Annotated in this window: 19 protein-coding genes and 1 pseudogene; 16 read left to right on the top strand and 4 right to left on the bottom strand. The window is 75.0% G+C overall.

What is annotated here, in order from left to right:
• Positions 1-133 precede the first annotated feature (133 nt).
• Positions 134-352 carry a hypothetical protein gene (locus GQS52_RS16285; protein ID WP_182314119.1) on the top strand — a complete coding sequence of 73 codons (219 nt, stop codon included), beginning with the start codon at positions 134-136 and terminating at the stop codon, positions 350-352.
• Positions 353-471: 119 nt separating this feature from the next.
• Here GQS52_RS16285 and GQS52_RS16290 read toward each other — a convergent pair whose 3' ends face one another.
• A complete protein-coding gene (locus GQS52_RS16290) occupies positions 472-3,906 on the bottom strand; it encodes a S41 family peptidase (RefSeq protein WP_259370817.1) in 3,435 nt (1,144 codons plus the stop codon).
• Between the two features lie 157 nt (positions 3,907-4,063).
• Here GQS52_RS16290 and GQS52_RS16295 point away from each other — a divergent pair.
• The 6 genes and pseudogenes from GQS52_RS16295 (at position 4,064) to GQS52_RS16320 (ending at position 9,868) form a co-directional block, all read left to right on the top strand.
• A pseudogene (locus GQS52_RS16295) lies at positions 4,064-5,219 on the top strand (energy-coupling factor ABC transporter permease).
• 1 nt (position 5,220) lies between these two features.
• The gene (cbiQ, locus tag GQS52_RS16300) at positions 5,221-5,985 is read left to right on the top strand and encodes a cobalt ECF transporter T component CbiQ (protein WP_182314121.1); all 765 of its coding nucleotides are present in this window, start codon (positions 5,221-5,223) and stop codon (positions 5,983-5,985) included.
• Entirely contained in the window at positions 5,970-6,761 is a 792-nt protein-coding gene (locus GQS52_RS16305) for an ABC transporter ATP-binding protein (RefSeq protein WP_182314122.1), read from the top strand. Before cbiQ ends, GQS52_RS16305 begins: the two co-directional genes overlap by 16 nt.
• A 266-nt stretch (positions 6,762-7,027) precedes the next feature.
• Complete coding sequence (locus GQS52_RS16310; protein WP_182314123.1) at positions 7,028-8,338, top strand: serine hydrolase domain-containing protein; 1,311 nt, start codon at positions 7,028-7,030, stop codon at positions 8,336-8,338.
• Between the two features lie 105 nt (positions 8,339-8,443).
• Positions 8,444-9,226, top strand: coding sequence for an SDR family oxidoreductase (locus GQS52_RS16315; RefSeq protein WP_182314124.1), 783 nt, complete (start codon positions 8,444-8,446; stop codon positions 9,224-9,226).
• 141 nt (positions 9,227-9,367) lie between these two features.
• On the top strand, positions 9,368-9,868 hold the full coding sequence (locus tag GQS52_RS16320; RefSeq protein ID WP_182314125.1) for a VOC family protein: 501 nt from the start codon (positions 9,368-9,370) through the stop codon (positions 9,866-9,868).
• Positions 9,869-10,023: 155 nt separating this feature from the next.
• Here GQS52_RS16320 and GQS52_RS16325 read toward each other — a convergent pair whose 3' ends face one another.
• Both GQS52_RS16325 and GQS52_RS16330 read right to left on the bottom strand, forming a co-directional pair.
• Positions 10,024-11,628, bottom strand: a complete 1,605-nt coding sequence (locus GQS52_RS16325) for a penicillin-binding transpeptidase domain-containing protein (protein ID WP_182314126.1) — start codon at positions 11,626-11,628, stop codon at positions 10,024-10,026.
• A gap of 157 nt (positions 11,629-11,785) precedes the next feature.
• Complete coding sequence (locus GQS52_RS16330) at positions 11,786-13,435, bottom strand: phospholipid carrier-dependent glycosyltransferase (RefSeq protein WP_259371132.1); 1,650 nt, start codon at positions 13,433-13,435, stop codon at positions 11,786-11,788.
• Between the two features lie 210 nt (positions 13,436-13,645).
• Here GQS52_RS16330 and rsmI point away from each other — a divergent pair, with 210 nt between their 5' ends.
• From rsmI to GQS52_RS16370, 8 genes are all read left to right on the top strand, one after another.
• Positions 13,646-14,500 (top strand): 16S rRNA (cytidine(1402)-2'-O)-methyltransferase, encoded by an 855-nt coding sequence (rsmI, locus tag GQS52_RS16335; protein WP_182314128.1) that lies wholly within the window; start codon positions 13,646-13,648, stop codon positions 14,498-14,500.
• Between the two features lie 338 nt (positions 14,501-14,838).
• On the top strand, positions 14,839-15,345 hold the full coding sequence (locus tag GQS52_RS16340) for a hypothetical protein (protein WP_182314129.1): 507 nt from the start codon (positions 14,839-14,841) through the stop codon (positions 15,343-15,345).
• Between the two features lie 138 nt (positions 15,346-15,483).
• Positions 15,484-17,100, top strand: a complete 1,617-nt coding sequence (gene metG, locus GQS52_RS16345; RefSeq protein ID WP_182314130.1) for a methionine--tRNA ligase — start codon at positions 15,484-15,486, stop codon at positions 17,098-17,100.
• Positions 17,097-17,972, top strand: coding sequence for a TatD family hydrolase (locus tag GQS52_RS16350; RefSeq protein ID WP_182314131.1), 876 nt, complete (start codon positions 17,097-17,099; stop codon positions 17,970-17,972). Before metG ends, GQS52_RS16350 begins: the two co-directional genes overlap by 4 nt.
• A 381-nt stretch (positions 17,973-18,353) precedes the next feature.
• The gene (gene rsmA / locus GQS52_RS16355) at positions 18,354-19,163 is read left to right on the top strand and encodes a 16S rRNA (adenine(1518)-N(6)/adenine(1519)-N(6))-dimethyltransferase RsmA (RefSeq protein WP_182316504.1); all 810 of its coding nucleotides are present in this window, start codon (positions 18,354-18,356) and stop codon (positions 19,161-19,163) included.
• A 205-nt stretch (positions 19,164-19,368) separates the two neighbouring features.
• Positions 19,369-20,340, top strand: coding sequence for a 4-(cytidine 5'-diphospho)-2-C-methyl-D-erythritol kinase (locus GQS52_RS16360; RefSeq protein WP_182314132.1), 972 nt, complete (start codon positions 19,369-19,371; stop codon positions 20,338-20,340).
• Between the two features lie 113 nt (positions 20,341-20,453).
• Positions 20,454-20,885 (top strand): prevent-host-death family protein, encoded by a 432-nt coding sequence (locus tag GQS52_RS16365; protein WP_259370818.1) that lies wholly within the window; start codon positions 20,454-20,456, stop codon positions 20,883-20,885.
• A complete protein-coding gene (locus GQS52_RS16370; protein WP_182314134.1) occupies positions 20,882-21,238 on the top strand; it encodes a hypothetical protein in 357 nt (118 codons plus the stop codon). The genes GQS52_RS16365 and GQS52_RS16370 overlap by 4 nt, the downstream gene beginning before the upstream one ends.
• Before the next feature lie 74 nt (positions 21,239-21,312).
• On the opposite strand, the gene GQS52_RS16375 is transcribed toward GQS52_RS16370, so the two are convergent.
• Complete coding sequence (locus tag GQS52_RS16375; RefSeq protein ID WP_182314135.1) at positions 21,313-21,714, bottom strand: hypothetical protein; 402 nt, start codon at positions 21,712-21,714, stop codon at positions 21,313-21,315.
• Positions 21,715-21,882: 168 nt separating this feature from the next.
• Here GQS52_RS16375 and GQS52_RS16380 point away from each other — a divergent pair, with 168 nt between their 5' ends.
• Positions 21,883-23,676 (top strand): ABC-F family ATP-binding cassette domain-containing protein, encoded by a 1,794-nt coding sequence (locus GQS52_RS16380; RefSeq protein ID WP_182314136.1) that lies wholly within the window; start codon positions 21,883-21,885, stop codon positions 23,674-23,676.
• The last annotated feature ends 30 nt before the right edge of the window (positions 23,677-23,706 follow it).

Below are 23,706 nucleotides of genomic sequence, written 5' to 3' on the forward strand. Positions count from 1 at the left end.
TGACGGCGTGACGCGGGGCCGCGCACCCGGCGGGGGACCGGGGAGGAACCGGGACGGAAAGCCCGAAATGCGCCGTGTGTTCGCCTGTGCAAGCCTGGTTGGGCCCGAACAACCGTCCCCTCAGGGAGTGATCATGGGCATCGGCGACCAGTTCAAGCACAAGGCCCAGGAGATGGCCGAAGAGGCCAAGAGGCGCATGGCCGAGCGCAAGGGCGAGCACGGGGGCGAGCACAAGGGCACCTCGCGCGGCACCGAGGGCGAGGGCCAGGAGGGCATGCAGGGCAAGATGCAGGACCTCCGGGAAAAGGGCGAGCAGAGGACGGACGAGGGCCGGGAGCGGTTCGACCGCTGAGGCACGCTCCGCGGGGAGGGGCGCACCCCGGGAGGGGCGCACCCCGGGCGGGGCGCGCCCCTCCCCGCACGCTCTCCTCCCGAGCCCGGCCGCCGCTCCCGCCCCGCCCGGCCCCCGGGTCAGGGTGCGGGCCGGGGCGGGAGCGGCGGCCGACTGCGGTCCGGGAGGCCGGACAGTCCGGGCGGGCCGGACACCGGGTGTTCCTCCAGCAGCTCCAGCGCCGTGCGGACCGCCGCCGACAGCTGCGAGTTCCTGCCCTCGGCCCAGTCCACGGGGGTGCGCAGCACCTCGATGTCCGGCTCCACCCCGTGGTTCTCGACCGACCAGCCGTAGGCGTCGAACCAGGCGGCGTTCATGGGCACGGTGATGACCGTGCCGTCGCCCAGGCGGTGCCGCCCGGTCGTCCCGACCACCCCGCCCCAGGTGCGGACGCCCACCACGGGCCCCAGGCCCAGGAGCTTGAACGCGGCGGTGATCATGTCCCCGTCGGAGGAGGTGGCCTCGTCCGCCAGCGCCACCACCGGGCCGCGCGGGGCGTTCGAGGCGTACGAGACGGGCTCGGCGTCGCGGGTGTGGTCCCAGCCGAGGATCGTGCGGGTCAGCTTGTCCACCACCAGCTCGCTGATGTGGCCGCCCGCGTTGCCGCGCACGTCCACGATCAGCGCGGGCAGGGAGACCTCGGTCCGCAGGTCCCGGTTGAACTGGGCCCAGCCGGAACCGCCCATGTCCGGGATGTGCAGGTAGCCGCAGCGCCCCCCGCTCGTCTCCCGCACCACCCGGCGCCGGTGGGCCACCCAGTCCTGGTAGCGCAGGGCCCGGTCGTCGACCAGCGGGACCACCGCGACGCGGCGCGGCGGACGCGGCGGGCGCGGCGGGTCGGAGGGGGCGGGGGCGAACGTCAGCTCCACGGTGGTCCCGCCCGCACCGGACAGCAGCGGCCAGGGGCCGGCCGACGGGTCGACCGGGCGGCCGTCGACGCGGACCAGCAGGTCGCCCTCGCGGACGCCGGTGCCGGCGAGCGGGGAACGGGCCCGCGGGTCCGACGACTCCCCCGGCAGGATCCGCGCGACGGCCCACGAACCGTCGGGGGTGCGGCGGAAGTCGGCGCCGAGCAGACCGATGGGCCGCTGGTAGTGCGGCGGCCCCTCGCTGCGCCGGGACGGGGTGACGTAGGCGTGCGAGGTGCCCAGCTCGCCCATGACCTCGCGCAGCAGGTCGGCGAACTCGCCGGGCGAGGCGACCCGTTCGACCAGCGGCCGGTACTGCTCCAGCACGGCCGGCCAGTCGATTCCGCCCATTCCCGGGTCCCAGAAGTGGTCCCGCACGATCCGGCCGGCCTCCGCGTACGCCTGCCGCCACTCCGCCGCCGGGTCGGCCTCGTGCAGGATCCGCCGCAGGTCGACCACGACCTCCGCGGAGGCGTCCCGCTCGGTCGCCGGCACCACCCGCAGCTCGCCCGCGTCCTCCACCACCAGGTGCATGCCGTCCCCGCCGACCCGGAACCGGTCGACGTGCGCGGCCAGCTCGGTGCGCACGCCCTTGGCCGGGTCGAAGTGCTCCAGGGCCGGACGCCCCGAGGTGTCCGCCGGGTTGGCGAAGGTCTCGCCCAGCACGCCGGAGAGCGGCCACCGCAGCCAGACCAGCCCGCCGTGGACCGGCGCCAGCGAGGAGTACTTCGAGGCGGACACCGGGAACGGCACCACCCGGCTCGCCAGCCCCTCCGGCTCCACCACCACCCGGCCGTCCCCGCCAGACCCGCCGGGGACCGCCCCGGCGCCGCCCGGCCTGCCGTCCACCGGCAGCGCGAACGGCGACGGGACGTCCGCGGACAGCGGCACCAGGTAAGGACGGCACCCGAGCGGGAACGACAGGTCGCCGGTGTGCACGTCGTAGACCGGGTCGAACCCCCGCCAGGACAGGAACGCCAGGTACTTGCCGTCCCGGGTGAACACCGGCTGCTCGTCCTCGAACCGGTCGTCCGTCACGTCGACCAGGCGGCGCTCCCCGGACAGCTCCGCCATCCTGATCCGGCGCAGGGAGCGCCCGACCCCGGGATGGGACCAGGCCAGCCAGCCGGAGTCGGGCGCGAACGCCAGGTGGCGGACGGGCCCGTTGGACGCCCGGACCAGCTCGGTGACCTCGCCCGTCGCGGCGGAGACCAGCAGCAGGCGCCCGTCGTGGGCGGCGACGGCCAGGGTGCGGCCGTCGGGGGAGGAGACCAGTTCGCGCACCCTGCCCAGCCGCCCGGCGGCCAGCCGCACCGCTGCACCGCGGGACGCGCCGGACGGCGTGCCGCGGGACGCGCCGCCCGCTGAGCCGCCCGCCGCGTCGCCCGGGGTGCCGCCCGCCGTGTCGCGGGAGCCGGGGGAGGTGCCGGGCTCCGGGGGTTCGGCCGCGCCGGCCTGGTCGGCGAAGAGTTCCGCCGGGACTGCGGGGGCCTCCTGCCCGGGCAGGTCGGCGGTCTCGATCGCGTCCTCCCCCTCCGCGTCGGTGACCCAGGCGACGCGGCCGGAGGTGCCGAGCATCTCCGGCAGCCGGACCCGGACCCCCGGCACGTCGGAGAGCACCCGCGCCGGACCGTCGCGGTGGGTGATCCAGTACAGGCTGCCGCGCACGCACACCGCGCTCGCGCGGCCCGCGGTGTCGCAGGCGAAGTCGTCCAGGTTGGCGGCGGCCGGCACCTGGTGGGCGCGGCGGCCGGTGCGCGGCCCGCCGAGGCGGACGTCGAGGCGGCGGGGCACGGCCGCCGGGTCCTCGAGGTCGTCGGCCAGCCACAGGCCGCCCGCGCACTGGTAGACCACCCGGCGGCCGTCGGTGGAGGCGTGGCGGGCGTAGAACGCGTCGTGGTCGGTGTGCCGCCGCAGGTCGCTGCCGTCGGCCCGGCAGGAGTAGAGGTTGCCGATGCCCTCGTGGTCGGAGAGGAAGGCGACGCGGCCGGCGACGATCATCGGGTCGGAGACGCTCCCGCGCAGTCCGGGCAGCAGCCGGGTGCCCTGCAGCCACAGCCGTCCCGTCGCCCCGCCGCGGTACCGCTTCCACGATGCCGGTTCGTGGGGCGGGCGGCCGGTGAGCAGCAGCGTCTGCCGCCGGCCCTCCAGGGTGCCGACGGCGATGTCCGAGACCGGCCCCCACGGCTGCCGGGCGCCCGGGCCGCCCTCGGGCGGCACCGCGTAGGCCCAGGAGAAGTGGGGGAACGGCTGGGCGTGCGAGGAGACGGCCAGCACCTGGTCCCGCGTCCCCTCCCCGGTGCGGTGCAGCCACCCGCACACCCGGGCGTCGACGCTGCCCCAGTGGGTCAGGCGGCGGGCCGGGCCCCCGCCGACCGGGACGAGGTGGATCTCCGGGTCGAGACTGCGCCAGTGCGTGCAGGCGATGGAGGAGCCGTCCGGGGAGAAGCGCGGGGGGCCCGTGCGGGTCCGGTCCGCGGTCAGCCGCCAGGCCCTCGCGGTGCCGCCGCCGGGAGCCAGGGGGGCCAGCCACAGGTCGTCCTCGGCGACGAAGCAGAGCAGGTCGCCGTGGAGGTGCGGGAACCTCAGGTACGCCTCGTCGCTCACCCACCCATGGTTCGCGGCCCGCCGGGAGCGGGCAACTCGGTGCGCGGAGAGCACGCGGCTGCGGCGAGAAGCACGGAAGAGCGGTGCGGAAGCTCTTGCAACAGGGTTGCAACAGGGCATTACCATCGTATGGTCCAACAACCTGGAGAGGCCGGCGATGCACGTACCCGACGGATTCATCGACGCACCCGTCTCCGTGGCCACGGGGGTCGTCGCCGCGGCCGGCGTGGCCGTGGCCCTGCGAGGCTCCCGCCGCGAGCTGGACGACCGGACCGCGCCGCTGGCCGGCCTGGTGGCGGCGTTCGTCTTCGCCGCCCAGATGCTCAACTTCCCCGTGGCGGCCGGCACCAGCGGGCACCTGCTGGGCGGTGCGCTGGCCGCGATCCTGGTGGGGCCGTGGACGGGCATCCTGTGCGTGTCCGTGGTGCTGCTGATGCAGGCGGTCCTGTTCGCCGACGGCGGGCTGACCGCGCTCGGCGTCAACATCACGGACATGGCCCTGGTCACCGTCGTCGTCGCCTACGGGCTCTTCCGGCTGCTGGTGAAGACCCTGCCGCGGACCCGGGCGAGCGTCACCGCGGCCTCGTTCGTCGCCGCCCTGGTCTCCGTGCCGGCCTCGGCCCTGGCGTTCACCGGCTTCTACGCCCTCGGCGGCACCACCGACGTGCCGATGGGCACGGTCGCCGGCGCGATGGTCGGCGTGCACGTCCTGATCGGCCTGGGCGAGGCGGCGATCACCGCGCTGACCGTCGGCGCGGTCGTGGCCGTGCGGCCGGACCTGGTGTACGGCGCGCGTGACCTCGTGGCCCCCCTGGAACTGCGCACCGCCCCTGCCGGGAACGGCACCGAGACGAAGGCGGCCTGACACCGTGGACACCAACGCCAACGCCAACGCCAACGCCAGTGCCGGCACCGGGACCGCCGTCGGTGCCGGAACCGCCGTCGGCAACGGCGGGCGGAGCGCGCGGACCCTGTGGGTCGTCGGCGTCGTGCTCGCGCTCGTCCTGGCCGGTTTCGTGAGCTTCTACGCCTCCTCGTCCCCCGACGGGCTGGAGAAGGTCGCGGCCGACCACGGCATCGACGAGAAGGCCGAGGAGCACGCCCTCGGGAACTCCCCGCTGGCGGACTACCGAACCGAGGACGTCGACGACGCGCGCCTGTCCGGCGGCCTCGCCGGAGTGGTCGGCGTCGGCGCGACGCTGGCCGTCGGCACCGGTGTCTTCTGGCTGGTCCGCCGCCGCCCGGCAGCCCCGGCCGCCCGGAACGCCTCCTCCGCCCCGGCCCCGGCCGCCGACACGCGCCCGAAGGTCTGACGTGGGAGCCGGGCACGCGCACAGGCTCTACCGCGAGGGCTCCTCGCCGGTGCACCGGCTGCCGCCGCACTGCAAGATCGCCGCGACGTTCCTCTTCGTGCTGGTCGTCGTCTCCACGCCGCGCGAGGCGTTCGCGGCGTTCGCGGGCCACGCGGTGCTCCTGGGCACGGTGGCGGTGCTGGCCCGCGTCCCGGCGGGCTTCCTGCTGAAGCGGCTGCTGATCGAGGTGCCCTTCGTGGGCTTCGCGGTGCTGCTGCCGTTCGTCGCCCGGGGCGAGCAGATCGAGGTGCTGGGGCTGTCGCTGAGCGTCTCCGGCCTGTGGGGGGCGTGGAACATCCTGGTCAAGGGCACCCTGGGCGTCGCCGCGTCCGTCCTGCTGGCGTCCACCACCGAACTGCGCGAGCTGCTGCTGGGCCTGCAGCGGCTGCGGATGCCCCCGACCCTGGTGCAGATCGCCTCGTTCATGATCCGCTACATGGACGTGGTCTCCGGGGAGATGCGGCGGATGCGGATCGCCCGCGAGTCCCGGGGCTTCGAGACCCGCGGGATCCGGCAGTGGAGCGTGCTCGCCAAGTCCGCGGGAGCCCTGTTCATCCGCTCCTACGAGCGGGGAGAGCGGGTCCACCTGGCCATGGTCAGCCGCGGCTACGCGGGGACGATGCCGGTGATCGACGCGGCCGTCGCGAGCCGCGCCCAGTGGGCGCGGGCCTGTGCGCTGCCGGCCGCCGCGCTCGGCGTGTGCCTGATGGGATGGTTGGTCCCGTGAACGCTTCCTCCTCCCCCTCCGCTTCCCCCGTCCCCTCGCTGGAGGTCACCGGGCTCGCGTACGCCTACCCCGACGGGCACCAGGCCCTCTTCGGCGTCGACCTGACCGTCGGCGCGGGCGAGCGGGTCGCCCTGCTGGGTCCGAACGGGGCGGGCAAGACCACCCTGGTCCTCCACCTCAACGGCATCCTCACCGGTGGCCTGGGCGGGGTGCGGGTCGGCGGGCTGCCGGTGGAGAAGAAGAACCTCGCGGAGATCCGCCGGCGGGTCGGGATCGTCTTCCAGGATCCGGACGACCAGCTCTTCATGCCCACCGTCCGGGAGGACGTGGCCTTCGGCCCGGCCGCCTCCGGGCTGCGCGGACCGGAGCTGGAGGCCCGGGTCCGGCGGGCGCTGGAGCAGGTCGGCATGGAGGAGTTCGCCGACCGGCCGCCGCACCACCTGTCCTTCGGGCAGCGGCGGCGGGTGGCGGTGGCGACGGTGCTCGCCATGGAGCCGCAGATCCTCGTCCTGGACGAGCCCTCGTCCAACCTCGACCCGGCGTCCCGCCGGGAGCTCGCCGACATCCTGCGGTCCCTGGACGTGACGGTGCTCATGGTCACGCACGACCTGCCGTACGCGCTGGAGCTGTGCCCGCGCTCGGTGGTGCTCTCGGGCGGGGTGATCGCCGCCGACGGGCCCACCCGGGACCTGCTGTGCGACGAGGAGCTGATGCGCCGGCACCGGCTGGAGCTGCCCTTCGGCTTCGACCCGAGGACGGTCACCGTCCCGGCGTGACGGCGCTCCCGCCGGGGCGGGGGACGCGGACAGCACGAAGCACGGGGCGCTTCCGCCCCCCACGGTGGAAGCGCCCCGGTCCGTACCGCCCTGTGAGGCAGGCAACAGAACTGTCCCACGTTCAACGTCTCTCAGGGAAGAGGCAGGATGTGGTGAAGAGACCCGGTGCGTGCCCGCCGACGCACGCGTGCACCATGGAGGGGTGAGCGACGGCCGCCCCCGGGCGGCCGTCGCCGTGCGGACAGCCGACCAGGAGAGCAGGAACAGTGGAGCAGGTCCGGATCCACGGAGCCGTGGACGACGGCTACGAGGCCGTCCGTGAGGCGTTCGCCGCCAACTTCGCGGAGCGCGGCGAGCGCGGTGCGGCGTTCGCCCTCTACCGCGACGGGCGCAAGGTCGTGGACCTGTGGGGCGGCACCGCCGACGCCGCAGCCGACGCAGGCACCGACGCCGCAGCCGGAACCGACGCCGGAACCGACGCCGGAACCGGCGTTGACGCAGGCGGGGCGGCCGGCGCCGAGCCCTGGCGGGCGGGAACGGCGCAGATCGTGCGCTCCGCCACCAAGGGCCCCGCGGCCGCCTGCCTGCTCCTGCTGTCCCAGCGGGGCCTGCTGGACCTGGACGCCCCGGTGGGCACCTACTGGCCCGAGTTCAAGGCGGCCGGCAAGGACCGCCTCCCGGTGCGCCACCTGCTGTCCCACCGGGCCGGCCTGCCGGCCCTGGACACCCCGCTCACCCCCGCGCAGGCCGTCGACGGCGTCAGCGGACCCGCGGCGGTCGCCGCGCAGCGCCCGCAGTGGGAACCCGGCACCGCGCACGGCTACCACGCGCACACCTTCGGCTGGCTGGTCGGCGAACTGGTGCTGCGCGTCACCGGGCGCACCCTGGGGCGCTGGCTGGCCGAGGAGATCGCGGGCCCGCTGGGCCTGGACCTGTGGGTCGGCCTGCCCGAGGAGATGCGGCACCGGGCCGGCCGGGTCGCCGAGACCGCTCCCCCCGCACCGCGGACCGGCACGGGCCGGGGCTTCGACCCCGCCCTGCGGATGCGGCCCAAGAGGTCCGTCACCGAGGCGTGGTCCGACCCGGATTCGCTCACCCGCCGCGCGTTCGCCGCGATCACCCCGTCCCCCGACGAGAACGACCCCGCCTACCGGGCGGCCGAACTCCCCTCCTCCAACGGCATCGCCACCGCCCGCGCGCTGGCCCGCTTCTACGCCGCCCTCCTGGGGGACGTCGAGGGCGAGGGGGAGGGGTCGGCCGCGTCCGGCGGCGCCCGGCGGCTGTTCGCCCCGGCCACGCTCACCGCGATGCGGACCGAGGAGTCGGCCGGCCCGGACCGCGTGCTGGTGGTCGGCACCCGCTTCGGCCTGGGCTGCATGCTGCACGGCCCGGCGTCGCCGATGTCCTCCCCGGCGGCCTTCGGCCACCCGGGCCGCGGCGGCTCCCTCGGCTTCGCCGACCCGGACCTCGGCATCGGCTTCGGCTACGTCACCAACGGACTGCAGCCCACCGTGACCGCCGACCCGCGCGCCCAGGCGCTGGTGCGGGCCGTCCGCAAGTCCCTCCGGGAACACTGACCCCGGAGGGCCGGTCCACTCCGTCCGGGCCGGTCCGCTCCGTCTGATCCGCGACGGGGCGGGGAACAACCGGTGGAGGACTCACCGACCGGACGGAGACGGACAGTGGCGCGGTTCGACGGACACGGAGTACTGGTCACCGGCGCGGGCCGGGGCATCGGCGAGGCGACGGCGCACCGCCTGGCCGCCGAGGGGGCCCGGGTGCTGGTCACCGACCTCGACCCGGAGCGCGCGCGCCGGACCGCCGCCGCGGTCGCCGCGGCCGGCGGACGTGCGCACGCGCGGCAGTGCGACGTCACCGACCGCGCGTCCGTCGCCGGGGCGGTGGAGGAGGCGGTGGAGCGTTTCGGCGGCCTCGACGTCCTGGTCAACAACGCCTACGCCAACCACCCCGACCCCGTGTACGGCACGCCCGAGGAGCAGGTCGAGCGGGAGTGGGAGGAGATCGTCGGGGCCACGCTGACCGGCGCCCACCGCTGCACGCGGGCCGCCCTGCCGCACCTGGCCGCCTCCGGGCGCGGCGCTGTGGTGAGCATCGGCTCGGTCAACGGCATGCTCGGCCTGGGCGGGCACGCCTACAGCGCGGCCAAGGCGGGGCTGGCGAGCCTGACCCGCACCATGGCGGTCGAGCACGCCGAACGCGGCGTGCGGGTCAACCTGGTGGCCCCCGGGACGGTCGCCACCCCGGTGTGGGAGGGGAGGCCGCAGGTGCTGGAACGCGCGGCCGGCCACTACCCGCTGGGCAGGGTGGGCCGCCCGCAGGACATCGCCGCCGCCGTCGCCTTCCTCGCCTCCTCCGACGCCTCCTGGATCACCGGGGTCGTCCTCCCCGTCGACGGAGGCCTCACCGCGAGCAACCTCGGCCTGAACCGCGCCATGCAGGACTGACAACCGTCCCGCTCGCAGCCCCCCGCACCCCGCGATCCGTCCCGGAGGCCGCGTCCGCCCCGGGCCGGATTGCCCAACCCCCGCCCCGGATGTATCTTTCTGGTAAGAGGTTCAAATTCGACCAATCATCCGGAGGGCACCGTGCCCGTACGCCGCCTCAACCACGCAGTGCTCTACGTCCGCGACGCGTCCCGCTCCGCCGCCTTCTACGGCGAGGTCTTCGACTTCAAGGTCGACATGGAGATCCCCGGGCGCGCCGTCTTCCTCAGCGCCGCGGACACCCTCAACGACCACGACCTGGGGCTGTTCACGGTCGGCGAGGGAGCCCCCGCACAGCCGCGCGGCGGTGTCGGCCTCTACCACCTGGCCTGGGAGGTCGGCACGCTCCGCGAACTCCACGAGATCGCCGGGCGGCTGCAGAAGGCCGGCGCGCTGGCCGGCGCCAGCGACCACCTCGTCTCCAAGTCCCTGTACGGCAAGGACCCCGACGGCATCGAGTTCGAGGTCATGTGGCGGGTCCCGCGCGAGGACTGGCCGAAGGAGGACGGCGGCGCCGCCGTCCTCCCCCTCGACCTCCAGGCCGCCCTCGACACCTGGGGTCCCGACCTGGCCACCGGAGCCGCAGCCGGCTCACCCACCTGACCCGCCCCGCTGCCGTCCTGGGGAAACCGGGGTGGCAAAACGCAGAAAACCTGTCCGTTTCGCCTCTTTCGTTCTGCGGTTTGCCGCCCCGGTCCGGTTGAACCGCCGCGCCCCGCCGCGCCCCGCCGCGCCCCGCCGTGCCCCGCCGCGGCGGGTCAGCCTGCGGCGAGGACGGCTCTGACCAGCGGGCCGGCCGAGTCCACGCCGTGGCCGCCCCGCTCCACGACGGCCGCCACCGCCACGTCCCCCCGGTAGGCGATCAGCCACCCGTTGGCGGTGTCCTGCCCGTCCACCTCGGCCGATCCCGTCTTCGCCCCCACGTCCCCGCCGAGGCCGGCCAGGGCCGACGCGGCCGTTCCGCTGGTCGCGGTGAGCCGCATCATGGAGCGCAGCTGGTCGAGCACGCCGGGGGAGAGGGTGCGCGCCGCCGCGACCTGCTCCTGGCCGGGCACCAGCACGGGCTGGCGGAACCGGCCGCTGCGCACCGTCGCCGCGACCGACGCCATGGCCAGCGGATTGGCCTGCACCCTGCCCTGGCCGATCATCGTCGCGGCCTTCTCCACCGGGTCGCCGCCCGGCGGCGGCACCGAGGCGTCCCGGGACTCCACGCCCGTGTGCCACTCCAGGCCCAGGCCGAAGACGTCGCGTGCGGTGGAGGTCAGGGCGTCGTCGGGCAGGCGGTCGCGCAGCGAGATGAAGGCGGTGTTGCACGAGGCGGCGAAGTCCTGGGCGAGGGTGGCCCGCGCGGCACTGCCGCCCTCGGAGTTGTGGAACTCCTTGCCGTTCACGTACAGCTGCGCCGGGCAGGGGAGCGACGTGCCGGAGGAGGCGCCCCGCTCCAGCAGGGCGGCCGCGGTGACCACCTTGAAGGTCGAGCCGGGCGCCCAGCTCCCGGAGAACGCGCCGTTGAACCCGCCCGCCGGATTGTTGGCGACGGCCAGGACGCCCCCGGTGGCGGAGTCGACCGCCACCAGGGAGGAGGTCTCCCGCCGCGAGGCCACGGCCTCCTCCGCCGCCCGCTGCAGGTCCGCGTCGATCGTCGTCCTCAGCGGCTTCCCGGGCTTCCCCTTCGCGAGGGTGTGCAGGGTGCGGACCGTCTCGCCGGAGCCGTCCCGGACCACGCGGACCTCGGTCCCCGGCGTGCCCTCCGGCCCGTCGCCGGCCTGCGCCCGCAGCCGCGGGAGGATCCCGGACAGCGACGGGAGCTCCTGGAGGTCCAGGGCCCGCCCGTCGCGGTCGTGCACCACTCCCGGCGGGGCGTCCGAGGGGCCGGCGGCCAGGTGCTGCCCGCTCTCCAGGGACGGGTGCAGCACTGCGGGGGCCCAGGAGACCACGGCCCGGCCGTCGGCCCCGTCGCGCACCACGGTCAGCGAGGACTCGTACGACCACTCGGCCTTCCCGTCCCCGGCCGGCAGCGACACCTTCACGGTGAAGGGCACCCGGGTGCCGGACGGGCGGCGGACGGTCGTCCTCATCGAGCCGGCGTCCAGGACGTCCCAGTACTCGGCCACCGCCTGCTGCGCGCGGGACGGCGCGTCGGTCAGCGCCGCGGCGCCCGCCGCGTCCTCCCCGGCCCACGCCTTCAGGAAGCCGCGCGCCGCGTCCCGGACCTCCTGCGCGTCCGGCGGACCGGTGCGGGCCGGCGCCGGCCCGGCGTCCGGGCCGCCCGCGCCCGCGAACTCGTACACCCCGTACCCGGCGGCGCCCACCATCGCGGCGAACACCACCGACACCACGGCGATCCCGGCCCCTCGGCCCACGGCCACCACCCCCCCGTCGGCGACTCTAGGACAGGTGTCCGAACGAGGGGGCTTCTTTCCGGAACGCCCCGGCCCCCGGAACGCCCCGGCCCCCGGCGGGTACGGCCCCCGGCGGGTACGGCCCCCGGTGGGCCCGCCCTCCGGTCCGGGCCGGGTGTCAGATCCAGGTGTCGAACCACATGCGGGCCCGCCACTCCGCCATGGGGATCGTCTCGCCGGTGTAGATCGGGAAGAAGTAGGCGAAGTTCCAGGCGATCAGCAGCCCCAGCGCGCCCGCCGCCGCCGCGCCCCACAGCCGCCGCCGCTCGGACGCGCCCGCCGGGCCGAGGAGCGCGCCCAGCATCATCGCCACGGCCAGGCACAGGAAGGGGACGAAGACGACCGCGTAGAACAGGAAGATCGTCCGCTCCTGGAAGAAGAACCACGGCACCAGGCCCGCGGCGGTCCCGCACAGGATCGCCCCGGACCGCCAGTCCCGCCGGAAGAACCACCGGTACAGCATGTACAGCAGGGCGAAACACGCCGTCCACCACAGCAGCGGCGTGCCCATCCCCAGGACCTCGCGGGCGCACTCGGAGGCCTCGCAGCCGTCCTCGCCGCGCCGGGGGGACTCGTAGAAGTACGACACCGGCCGGCCCAGCACCAGCCAGCTCCACGGGTTCGACTCGTAGTTGTGCGGGGTGGAGAGGCTGGTGTGGAACTTCAGCATCTGCGCGTGGTAGTCCCACAGGCTGCGCAGCGCGTTCCACGGGCCGGCCCCGCCCCAGTCGCGGTGGTAGCCGTCGTCGGTGGCGAACCAGCCGGCCCAGGAGGCGACGTAGACCCCGGCCGCCACCGGCACCGTGGAGGCGAACGCCGGGCCCGCGTCGCGCAGCAGCATCGAGGCGAAGGGGGAGCGGGACCCGGCCAGGCGGCGCGACCCCATGTCCCACAGGACCGTCATGACGCCGAACGCGGCCAGCACGTAGGCGCCGTTCCACTTGGTGGCGCAGGCCAGGCCCAGGAACAGCCCGGCGGCGAGCCGCCACGGGCGGGCGCCCAGGGACAGGCGGGAGGCGACCGCGTCGTCGGGCCGCCCGCCGGGCAGGGCCGCGGCCAGCCGGGCCCGGGCGCGGTCCCGGTCGACCAGCAGGCAGCCGAAGGCCGCCACGATCCAGAACATCACGATCAGGTCGAGCAGCGCGGTGCGGCTCATGACGAAGTGCAGGCCGTCGACCGCCAGCAGCGCCCCGGCCACGCACCCCAGGGCGGTCGAGCGGAACAGCCGCCGCCCGATCCGGCAGAGCATCAGGACCGACAGGGTGCCCAGCAGCGCGGTCATGAACCGCCACCCCAGAGGCTCCAGGCCGAACAGCTGCTCGCCCAGGCCGATCACCCACTTGCCCACCGGCGGATGCACGATGTACGAGGGGTCGGGGGACAGCGGGATCACCTGGGGGTCGGCGAGGATCTTCGCGTTGGCGTCGTCCGGCCAGGTGCCCTCGTAGCCGAGGCGCCACAGCGACCAGGCGTCCTTGGCGTAGTACGTCTCGTCGAATATCACCGCCCGGGGACTGCCCAGGTGCCGGAACCGGAGCACCCCGGCGACGAGCGCCACGAGCACCGGGCCGATCCACCCCCACCAGCGGGCCGGCACGGCGGCCAGGGCCCGGACCGCCCCCGCCGCCAGGGACCGCAGCCCGTGGGAGGGCAGCGACGCCCCGACGGCCTTCAGTGTCCGCACCCCGTCGGCCGGGTCCGGGAACGGCGGCACCAGCCGTTCGTGCAGCGGCGTGCGGGCCGGGGCCCGGTACCCGAAGCGCAGCAGGCCGCGCCGCCACGCGGCGGCGCCGGGGCTCTCGCCCGGTGCGCCGGGCCGGCCCCCGTCGGCGGCCTGGTCCTGCCGGTCCCCTGTCGCGGTCTCACTGGTCACCGGGCCATCGTAGGGAAACGGCGCGGAGGAGTCGTGGGGTGCGGGCCCGGGGCGGGTCCCGGCCGCGTTTCGCCCCGGGCGCCCCCGGACTGCGAGGATGGCCGGGTGAACGGTGTGCTGGTACTCGCAGGGACCCCCATCGGCGACGTCGCGGACGCCCCGCCGCGGCTGGCGCAGGAGCTGGCGTCGGCCGACGTCGTGGCCGCGGAGGACACCCGGCGGCTGCGCCGCCTGACGGCCGCGCTCGGGGTCGTCCCCACCGGGCGGATCGTCTCCTACTTCGAGGGCAACGAGGCGGCCCGCACCCCCGAGCTGGTCGACGCGCTGACCGGCGGCGCACGTGTGCTGCTGGTCACCGACGCCGGGATGCCCTCGGTCTCCGACCCCGGATACCGGCTGGTCGCCGCGGCCGTGGAGAAGGACGTGCGCGTCACCGCCGTGCCGGGGCCGTCCGCGGTGCTCACCGCGCTCGCCCTGTCCGGGCTGCCCGTGGACCGCTTCTGCTTCGAGGGGTTCCTGCCCCGCAAGGCGGGCGAGCGGATGTCCCGGCTGAAGGAGGTCGCGGACGAGCGGCGCACCCTCGTCTACTTCGAGGCGCCGCACCGGCTGGACGACACCCTCGCCGCGATGGCCGCGGCGTTCGGCGACGGGCGGCGGGCGGCGGTGTGCCGGGAGCTGACCAAGACCTACGAGGAGGTCCGCCGCGGGACGCTGGGCGAACTGGCCGCCTGGGCGGCCGAGGGCGTGCGCGGCGAGATCACCGTGGTGGTGGAGGGCGCCGAGCCGCCCGGGCCGCAGGACCTGGGCCCCGGGGAGCTGGCCCGCAGGGTCGCGCTGCGCGAGGAGGCCGGGGAGCGGCGCAAGGAGGCGATCGCGGCGGTGGCGGCGGAGGCCGGGCTGCCCAAGCGGGAGGTCTTCGACGCCGTCGTCGCGGCGAAGAACGCCGCGGCGGGCGGATGACGGGCGCGGCTGCGGGCACGGTGCGGAGGTCTGCGGGGGCGGCCGCGGGCACGGCGTGTCGCCCGGCGGGGGCGGCTCGGCCGGGGCGGCCCGTTCGCGGGTAAAGGTCTACCCTGGGAAGGCAAAACGCCCCGGTCCGTTCCCTCCCGGAAGGGCCAACGGGGCCCCAAGAACCTCCTAGAACATGGAAATCCCGGCATCCTTGCCCGGCCGCGAGGCATCACCCTTTCAGCGTATTAATCGGACCGGATTCCGCATCCGGTGGTCGAATGGCCGAGCGGCCCGGCGGTCGGACCGACCGTGCGGCCGAGCGGCCGGAGTGGCTGAGGGGAGCTGATATGACCGACATCCCGGTGTCCTCGGACGAGAGCGTGCACGAGTCCTACTCGTTCGCCTGCATGAGGTGCGGCTACGGCTGGGAGCAGGAGTACGACATCAAGCACCACCCCGGTGCCGGCGGGCGCACCGTGTACGTCTACTACACCGACGGAGTGCCGGTCCCCTCACCGCTCACCCGGCCGATGTGCGTCAACTGCGGCAGCCAGAAGGTGCGCATCCTGCAGGCCGGCTCCGTCGCCAAGGTCCCCCCGGACTGGCCGGGGCCCGAGCCGGCCCGGGGACGCCCGCGCAGCGACGGCGCCGCGAGCGACCGGGTGGTGCGCGGGCCGGGCGGAACCGGCGCCCCGCCCCCCGGCGTGCGGGCCTCCGCCGCCCGGGAGGCCGCGCAGGAGACCGGCGCCCACGCGGCCGGCGCTCCGGAGAGCGGGGGCCGGGAGGAGGAGGGGCACGGGGAGCACCGCCGGCACTTCCCGCACTTCCACCTCCCCCACCTCTTCCGCCGCTGAGTCACCGCCGGGCCGCCGGGTCACCGCCGGGCCGCCGGGAGGGGTGTCCGCCCTCCGCACCGTTTCGCCACGCGGACGCGCGTCCGCGTGGCGAAACGGTGCGGAGGGCATCCCCGCGCGGCCGATAGGATTTCGACCATGGCGGCCACTGGAACCGAGCAGCAGGGGACGAAGGCGTTCTACGTCACGACCCCCATCTACTACGTCAACGACGCTCCCCACCTGGGCCACGCCTACACGACCGTCGCAGGCGACGTGCTCACCCGCTGGCACCGTCAGCGCGGCGAGAAGGTGTGGTACCTCACCGGCACGGACGAGCACGGTCAGAAAGTCATGCGCACCGCGGACGCGAACGGGGTGACCCCGCAGGAGTGGTGCGACAAGCTCGTCGAGGAGGCGTGGAAGCCCCTCTGGGAGCACCTGGAGATCGCGAACGACGACTTCATCCGCACCACGCAGGAGCGGCACACCGCCCGCGTCCAGGAGTTCGTGCAGGACCTGTACGACAAGGGCGAGATCTACAAGGGCGGCTACGAGGGCCCGTACTGCGTCGGCTGCGAGGAGTTCAAGGCGCCCGGGGACCTGCTGGACGGCGAGGGCGACCTCGCGGGCCAGAAGCTGTGCCCGGTGCACAAGAAGCCAGTGGAGATGCTCCAGGAGGAGAACTACTTCTTCAAGCTCTCCGAGTACGGCCCGAAGCTGCTGGAGTTCTACGCGGCCAACCCCGACTTCGTCCAGCCGGAGTCGGCGCGCAACGAGGTCGTGCGGTTCGTCGAGCAGGGCCTGCAGGACCTGTCGATCTCCCGCTCCGCCTTCGACTGGGGCGTGCCGGTCCCGTGGGACGACAAGCACGTCATCTACGTGTGGGTCGACGCGCTGCTCAACTACGCCAGCGCCGTCGGCTACGGCACGGACCAGGCGAGGTTCGACGCCACCTTCCCGGCCGACGTCCACCTGGTCGGCAAGGACATCCTGCGCTTCCACGCCGTCATCTGGCCCGCCATGCTCATGGCCCAGGGGCTGCCGCTGCCGGGCAAGGTCTTCGCCCACGGCTGGCTGATGGTCGGCGGCGAGAAGATGAGCAAGTCCAACCTGACCGGCATCAAGCCGCAGGACCTCACCTCGCACTTCGGCGTCGACGCCTACCGCTGGTACTTCCTGCGCGGCATCCAGTTCGGCCAGGACGGCTCGTTCTCCTGGGAGGACTTCACCGCCCGCTACACCAGCGAGCTGGCCAACGACTTCGGCAACCTCGCCTCCCGGGTCGCCGCCATGGTCGGCAAGTACTTCGGCGGCACCCTGCCGGAGGCCACCGCGCACGGCGACGCCGAGCAGGCCCTCGCCGACGCCCTCGCCGAGGCCGCGGCCGCGGCGGACGAGCGGATCGGCGAGCACCTGGACTTCGCCGGCGGCATCGCGGCCGTCTTCGACTTCATCAAGAAGGTCAACGGCTACCTGACCGAGCAGGCCCCCTGGAAGGTCGCCAAGGACGACTCCCCCGAGGCGCAGGCCCGGCTGGCGACAATCCTCTACACCGCCGCCGAGTCGCTGCGCGCCTGCGCGGTGCTGCTCAACCCGGTGATGCCGTCCACCGCCGAGAAGCTGTGGGCCTCGCTCGGCGCCGAGGAGCACCTGGGCGGCCTCGCCGACCAGCGCATCGGCACCGTCGCGCGCTGGGGCACCCTGCCGGCCGGCGTCACCGTCACCAAGGGCGAGATCCTCTTCCCCCGGCTGGAGGAGCCCAAGTCCGCGTGAGCAGCAAGAAGGACGCGTCGGGTCCGCCTCCGCCGCCCCGGCCGCTGGGCGTGGCGGTGGCGGACTCGCACACCCATCTCGACATGCAGGAGGGCTCCGTCGAGGAGGCCCTCGCCAAGGCCGCCTCGGTCGGCGTCACCACCGTGGTCCAGGTCGGCTGCGACGTGCCCGGCTCCCGCTGGGCGGCCGAGACCGCCGCCGCGCACGACGCCGTGTGGGCGGCCGTCGCCCTGCACCCCAACGAGGCCCCGCGCCTCGTCCACGGCGACCCGGACGGCTGGTCCGGGCAGCGCCGCGCGCCCGGCGGCCGCGCGGCCCTCGACGAAGCACTGGAGCAGATCGACGCCCTCGCGGCCCTCCCGCAGGTCCGCGCCGTCGGCGAGACCGGCCTGGACTACTTCCGCACCGGCCCCGAGGGCGTGGAGGAGCAGCAGTACTCCTTCCGCCGCCACATCGGCATCGCCAAGGAGCGCGGGAAGGCGCTGGTGATCCACGACCGCGACGCCCACGAGGACGTCCTGCGGGTCCTGGACGAGGAGGGCGCCCCCGCCCGGGTCGTCTTCCACTGCTACTCCGGCGACGCCGCGATGGCGAAGACCTGCGCCGACAAGGGCTACTACATGTCCTTCGCCGGCAACGTCACCTTCAAGAACGCGCAGCCGCTGCGCGACGCCCTCGCCGTCGCCCCGCCCGAACTGATCCTGGTGGAGACCGACGCCCCGTTCCTCACCCCCGCCCCCTACCGGGGCCGCCCCAACGCGCCCTACCTCGTCCCCTACACCCTGCGGGCGATGGCGCAGGTCAAGGGCATGGACGAGGACGAACTGGCGGCCGCCGTCGCCGCCAACACCGCCCGCGCCTTCGACTACTGACGGCCGCCGGGGCGGCGGCCGGGGCCGGCCGCCCCGGTCCGTCGCCCCGGTCCCGTCGTCGCACCGCCGGAACCGGGGCGGCAAAGCGCAGAAAACCTGTCCGTTCCGTCCCATTCGTGCTGCGGTTCGCCACCGCGGTCCGGCTGCTCCGCCGTCCGGCCCGCGGGCGTACGTGCGGGGCGGGCGGCGGGCACGCCGCGGACGGTCCCGTGCCGTGCGTCCGGAGGCTTCCGGCGCCCGTAGGCTTTCGGTGTGAGCACCACAGGTCCCTCCTCCGAGTCCACCGAGACCACCTCCGCGTCCTCCGGCCCCGCCGGGGCCCCGGACGCCGGCGCACCCGCCGCCCGGGACTCCCTCCTCGGCCCCGCCGACGTCCGGGAGCTGGCGGCGGCGCTCGGCGTGCGTCCCACCAAGACCCTCGGCCAGAACTTCGTCATTGACGCCAACACCGTCCGCCGCATCGTGCGCACCGCCGGGGTCGGCCCGGACGACACGGCGGTCGAGGTCGGCCCCGGTCTCGGCTCGCTGACCCTGGCCCTGCTGGAGACCGCGAAGAGCGTGGTCGCGGTCGAGATCGACCCGGTGCTCGCCGCCGCACTGCCGGCCACGGTCGCCGCCCGGCTGCCCGGGCGCGCCGACCGCTTCTCCCTCGTCCACTCCGACGCCATGGCGGTCACCGAACTCCCCGGCCCGCCGCCCACCGCCCTGGTGGCCAACCTGCCCTACAACGTCGCCGTCCCCGTGCTCCTGCACATGCTCGAGACCTTCCCGAGCATCGAGCGGACCCTGGTCATGGTCCAGTCCGAGGTCGCCGACCGGCTCGCCGCCGCCCCCGGCAGCAAGGTCTACGGCGTCCCCTCGGTCAAGGCCAACTGGTACGCCGCAGTCAAGCGGGCCGGGGCCATCGGGCGCAACGTCTTCTGGCCCGCGCCCAACGTCGACTCCGGCCTGGTCTCCCTGGTGCGCCGCGACCCGCCGGCCACCACGGCCACCCGCAAGGAGGTCTTCGCCGTCGTCGACGCCGCCTTCGCCCAGCGCCGCAAGACCCTGCGCGCCGCACTGGCCGGCTGGGCCGGCTCGGCGGCCGCTGCCGAGGCCGCGCTGGTCGCGGCCGGGGTCTCCCCGCAGGCCCGCGGCGAGGCACTGACCGTCGAGCAGTTCGCCGCGATCGCCGAGCACAAGCCGGACTGACCGTCCGGCGTCCGGTGCCTCGCGTCCGGCGCCCGGTGTCCGGTGCCCGCGCCGACGGCCGGGAGGGCCCGGTCCCGGCCCCGGCCCCGGTCCCGTCCCGGTACCCGCCGGCCGCCCGCGCCCGTGCGGGTGTCCGCCCCGGCGCCCCGCCCAGCCCCGCCCCGCCCCGCCCTTCCGTCGCCACACGTCCAGGAGTCCCGCAGCCGTGCCCGCCGCATCCGCCCCCGCACCCGCGTCCGCCGCCGTCACCGTCCGCGTCCCCGCGAAGGTCAACGCCCAGCTCGCGGTCGGCGGGCTGCGCCCGGACGGCTTCCACGACCTGGCCAACGTCTTCCTCGCCGTCGGCCTGTACGACGAGGTGACCGCCGCCCCCGCCGACGGGCTGCGGATCACCGTCTCCGGCCCCGACGCGGCACACGTCCCCGCCGACGACTCCAACCTGGCCGCCCGCGCCGCCCGGGCGCTCGCCGAACGGCGCGGCCTGCGCCCCGACGTCCACCTGCACATCGCCAAGGACATCCCCGTCGCGGGCGGCATGGCCGGCGGCAGCGCCGACGCCGCGGCCGCCCTCCTGGCCTGCGACACCCTGTGGGGCGGGGGGACCTCCCGCGAGGAACTGCTCGCGATCTGCGCCGAACTGGGCAGCGACGTGCCCTTCAACCTGGTCGGCGGCGCCGCCCTGGGCCGGGGCAGGGGCGAGCTGCTCGAACCCCTGGAGGTCGGCGGCACCTTCCACTGGGTCTTCGCCGTGGCCGAGGGCGGCCTGTCCACCCCGGCCGTCTACCGCGAGTGCGACCGGCTGCGCGTGGCCGCGGGCGGCGGCGCCACGACCGCCGACGTCCCCGACCCCCAGCCCGACCCCGCCCTCCTGGAGGCCCTGCGCACCGGGGACACCGCGGCCCTGGCCGCGGCGCTCACCGCGGGCGGTTCCTCCAACGACCTGCAGGCCGCCGCCGTCTCCCTGCGCCCCTCCCTCGCAGGCACCCTCGCCGCCGGCACGGAAGCCGGGGCCCTGGCCGCCCTCGTCTCCGGCTCCGGCCCCACCTGCGCCTTCCTGGTCGGGGACGAGGCGGCCGCCGTCGCCGTCGCCGACGCCCTGACCGCCTCCGGCACCTGCCGCACCGCCCGCCCCACCACCGCCCCCGCCCCCGGCGCCCACGTCGTCCGCCGCGGCTGACCCGCGCCGGTGGGGGCGGCCCCGGTGGCGCGGGCAGTCGTTCACCCTTGACTTCGGATCGTATTCCGAACTAGTGTCATTTCATGTCCGTTCCTACTGTTTCGTTCTCGGACTTGTCGAAGAGTTCCAAGAAGGTCGCCGAAGTCGTGGAGCGGGCCCAACGTGTCCACGTCACGCGGCGCGACGGTGAGGACCTCTACCTCACCACGGAGCACCACGACCGTCAGCGGGAGGAGACCGCCGATGTCACGGCGCGCCTGTTCGCCGCATTGATCAGCAGCGACGAAGGCGCACGGGCCGTCCTGCTCGCGCTGCCCGAGGTCTTCCCCTGGACCCGGCACCTGTCGGCCGAGGAAGTGCGCGAGTTCGTCGTGGATCTCGTCGACGCCACTCGCGACGCAGTGGAACTGGACGTGCACTCCACCCTGCACCGGGTCGTGGTCGAGTGGCGTGCCACTGCCAGGATCCTCGCCGACCCCGAGTTGGCGGCGCAGCTGACGACCCCCCTGCCGGACGAGGACCACGGTGAGGTGCTCGCTCCGTGAGTCCCAAACGCGGCGACGACGTGCCCGCTCCGCCCGTCGGTGACGAATGGAGGCTCAAATTCGCCACGAACGAAGCAGCCAAGGGTTGGGGAGATCTGTGCGCGGAGGCCCCCGGCAACACCCGGCGCTGCTACGAGGCGCTGCGCAGCGACCCGCTCTCCACACGTGAGCCTGACCGGCAGCACCGGCTGCGCGGACGTCTGGCAACCAGTCGGCTGGGCGGGGCGGACTACCCGCAGTGGGAGTACGAGGTGACTGCCGGCGGCCGCGTGCGCTACCTCGTCGACGAGCCCCGCCGCACCGTGCACCTCGTCCACGCCTCCACCCGGCACCCGAAGGACACCGAGGGCTGAGCCCCCGCCGGCCGGCCGGGCCCCGGCCTGCACCATGTCGTTCCACCCCCGGGCGTCGGGCCCGGTCGTCGCAGTCAGTCCGCGATGCTGCCGACCACGACCCACGGGACGACCAGCAGCAGCATCGCCATCGGCCACAGCAGGCCCCGGCCGGGCCTGCGGGAGAGCGCCCCGTAGGTGCCCAGGCAGGCCGCGAGCAGGGCGACCCCCATGGGGAAGTGGACCGCGAAGCCGGCGAACCAGTCCGTGCACACGGTGCGGGCGCGGTTCTCCTCGAAGTCGCAGTCGCCCGTGGCCATGGAGCCGCCCAGCGCGACGGCGAACCAGGTGAACCAGGAGGCGCCGAGGAGCACCAGCACCCCCGCGACGCGCACCGCCCAGCCCGCTGCGCCGCGGGGCTCGCGGGCCCCGGGGGCCCCGGGGGTCCCGGGAGCGGGGGAGGGCCGGGGGCCGGGGGCGTTCTGCGGGAAGGTCATGGCCGGGAAGCTACCGGCCCGGCGGTGGCGTGTCCTCCGTACGGGTACTCGGGCGCGTACCCGCGCGTCCGCCCGCCCGGCCCCGGCGGGCGCCCCGGCCGGCCGTCCCGGGAGGGGGCGCGGGGAGACTACGCTGGGGTGCGCAACGTTCCGCACGACAGGAGTGAGATGGCGGCCAACCTCGTCAACCTCGAATCGGTCGGCAAGGTCTACGGCACCCGTTCCTTGCTCGACAGCGTGTCCCTCGGCGTCTCCGAGGGGGACAGGATCGGCGTCGTCGGCCGCAACGGCGACGGCAAGACCACCCTGATCCGCATCCTGGCGAAGCTGGAGGACGCAGACACCGGCCGCGTCACCCACGCCGGCGACCTGCGCATCGGCGTGCTGACCCAGCACGACTCCCTGGACCCGGCCGCCACCGTGCGGCACGAGGTCGTCGGCGACCGGGCCGACCACCAGTGGGCCGGCGACGCCCGCATCCGCGACGTGCTCACCGGCCTGTTCGGCGGGCTCGACCTGCCCGGTTTTTCGCAGGGCCTGGACACCGTGATCGGCCCGCTGTCCGGCGGCGAGCGCCGCCGCATCGCGCTCGCCAAGCTGCTCATCGCCGAGCAGGACCTGATCGTCCTGGACGAGCCCACCAACCACCTCGACGTCGAGGGCATCGCCTGGCTCGCCGGGCACCTGCAGGCCCGCCGCTCCGCGCTCGTCGTCGTCACCCACGACCGCTGGTTCCTCGACCAGGTCGCCACCCGCATGTGGGACGTGCAGCGCGGCGCCGTCTACGAGTACGAGGGCGGCTACTCGGACTACGTCTTCGCCCGCGCCGAGCGGGAGCGCATCGCGGCCACCGAGGAGGCCAAGCGGCAGAACCTGATGCGCAAGGAGCTGGCCTGGCTGCGCCGCGGGGCCCCCGCGCGCACCTCCAAGCCGCGCTACCGCATCGAGGCCGCCAACGCGCTGATCGCCGACGTGCCGCCGCCGCGCGACCGCGTCGAGCTGATGAAGTTCGCCAACTCCCGCCTGGGCAAGACCGTCTTCGACCTGGAGGACGTCACCGTCCAGGCCGGGCCGAAGGTGCTGCTGGAGCACCTCACCTGGCAGCTCGGCCCCGGCGACCGGATCGGCCTGGTCGGGGTCAACGGCGCCGGCAAGACCTCCCTGCTGCGCGTTCTGCGGGCCGCTGCCGAGTCCGGCGGCGAGACGCAGCCGCCCCGCGGGCGGGTCGTCGTCGGAAAGACCGTCAGGCTCGCCTACCTCTCCCAGGAGGTCGCCGAACTCGACCCCGCCTGGCGGGTCCTGCAGGCCGTCGAGCAGGTCCGCCAGCGGGTGGACCTGGGCAAGGGCCGGGAGATGACGGCCTCCCAGCTGTGCGAGAGGTTCGGCTTCACCAAGGAGAAGCAGTGGACGCCGGTCGGCGACCTCTCCGGCGGCGAGCGCCGGCGGCTGCAGCTCCTGCGCCTGCTCATGGACGAGCCCAACGTCCTGCTGTTCGACGAGCCGACCAACGACCTCGACATCGAGACCCTCACCCAGCTCGAGGACCTGCTCGACGGCTGGCCCGGCTCGATGATCGTCATCAGCCACGACCGCTACTTCGTCGAGCGCACCACGGACACCGTGATGGCGCTGCTGGGCGACCGCACCCTGCGGATGCTGCCGGGCGGCATCGACGAGTACCTCGAGCGGCGCCGCCGGGCGGCCGAGGCGCCGGCGCCCGTGCCGGCCCAGGCCGCGCCGAAGCCCAAGGGCGGCGGTGACAACCGGGCCGCGAAGAAGGACATGCAGCGCATCGAGCGCCGGCTGGACCGGATCGAGGAGGAGGAGTCCAAGCTGCACGGCCAAATGGCCGAGTGCGCAACGGACTTCGGGAAGGTCGCCGAACTGGACGCGAAGCTCCGGGCGTTGAAGGACGAGCGCGAGGAGCTGGAAATGCGCTGGCTGGAGCTCGCCGAGGCGTAACGGCGATGTCTCAACTCCTCTCCCGCCTTG

Origin of the sequence: Streptomyces sp. SCUT-3 (assembly GCF_014083985.1) — a bacterium.
Lineage (GTDB): Bacteria > Actinomycetota > Actinomycetes > Streptomycetales > Streptomycetaceae > Streptomyces_H > Streptomyces_H thermolineatus.

Bases quoted from the DNA above. Each gene is read 5' to 3' on its own strand.
- GQS52_RS16375 (WP_182314135.1), bottom strand. From the start codon at position 21,714: ATGACCTTCCCGCAGAACGCCCCCGGCCCCCGGCCCTCCCCCGCTCCC.
- GQS52_RS16305 (WP_182314122.1), top strand. From the start codon at position 5,970: ATGGTTGGTCCCGTGAACGCTTCCTCCTCCCCCTCCGCTTCCCCCGTC.
- GQS52_RS16340 (WP_182314129.1), top strand. From the start codon at position 14,839: ATGACCGACATCCCGGTGTCCTCGGACGAGAGCGTGCACGAGTCCTAC.
- metG (WP_182314130.1), top strand. From the start codon at position 15,484: ATGGCGGCCACTGGAACCGAGCAGCAGGGGACGAAGGCGTTCTACGTC.
- GQS52_RS16285 (WP_182314119.1), top strand. From the start codon at position 134: ATGGGCATCGGCGACCAGTTCAAGCACAAGGCCCAGGAGATGGCCGAA.
- GQS52_RS16380 (WP_182314136.1), top strand. From the start codon at position 21,883: ATGGCGGCCAACCTCGTCAACCTCGAATCGGTCGGCAAGGTCTACGGC.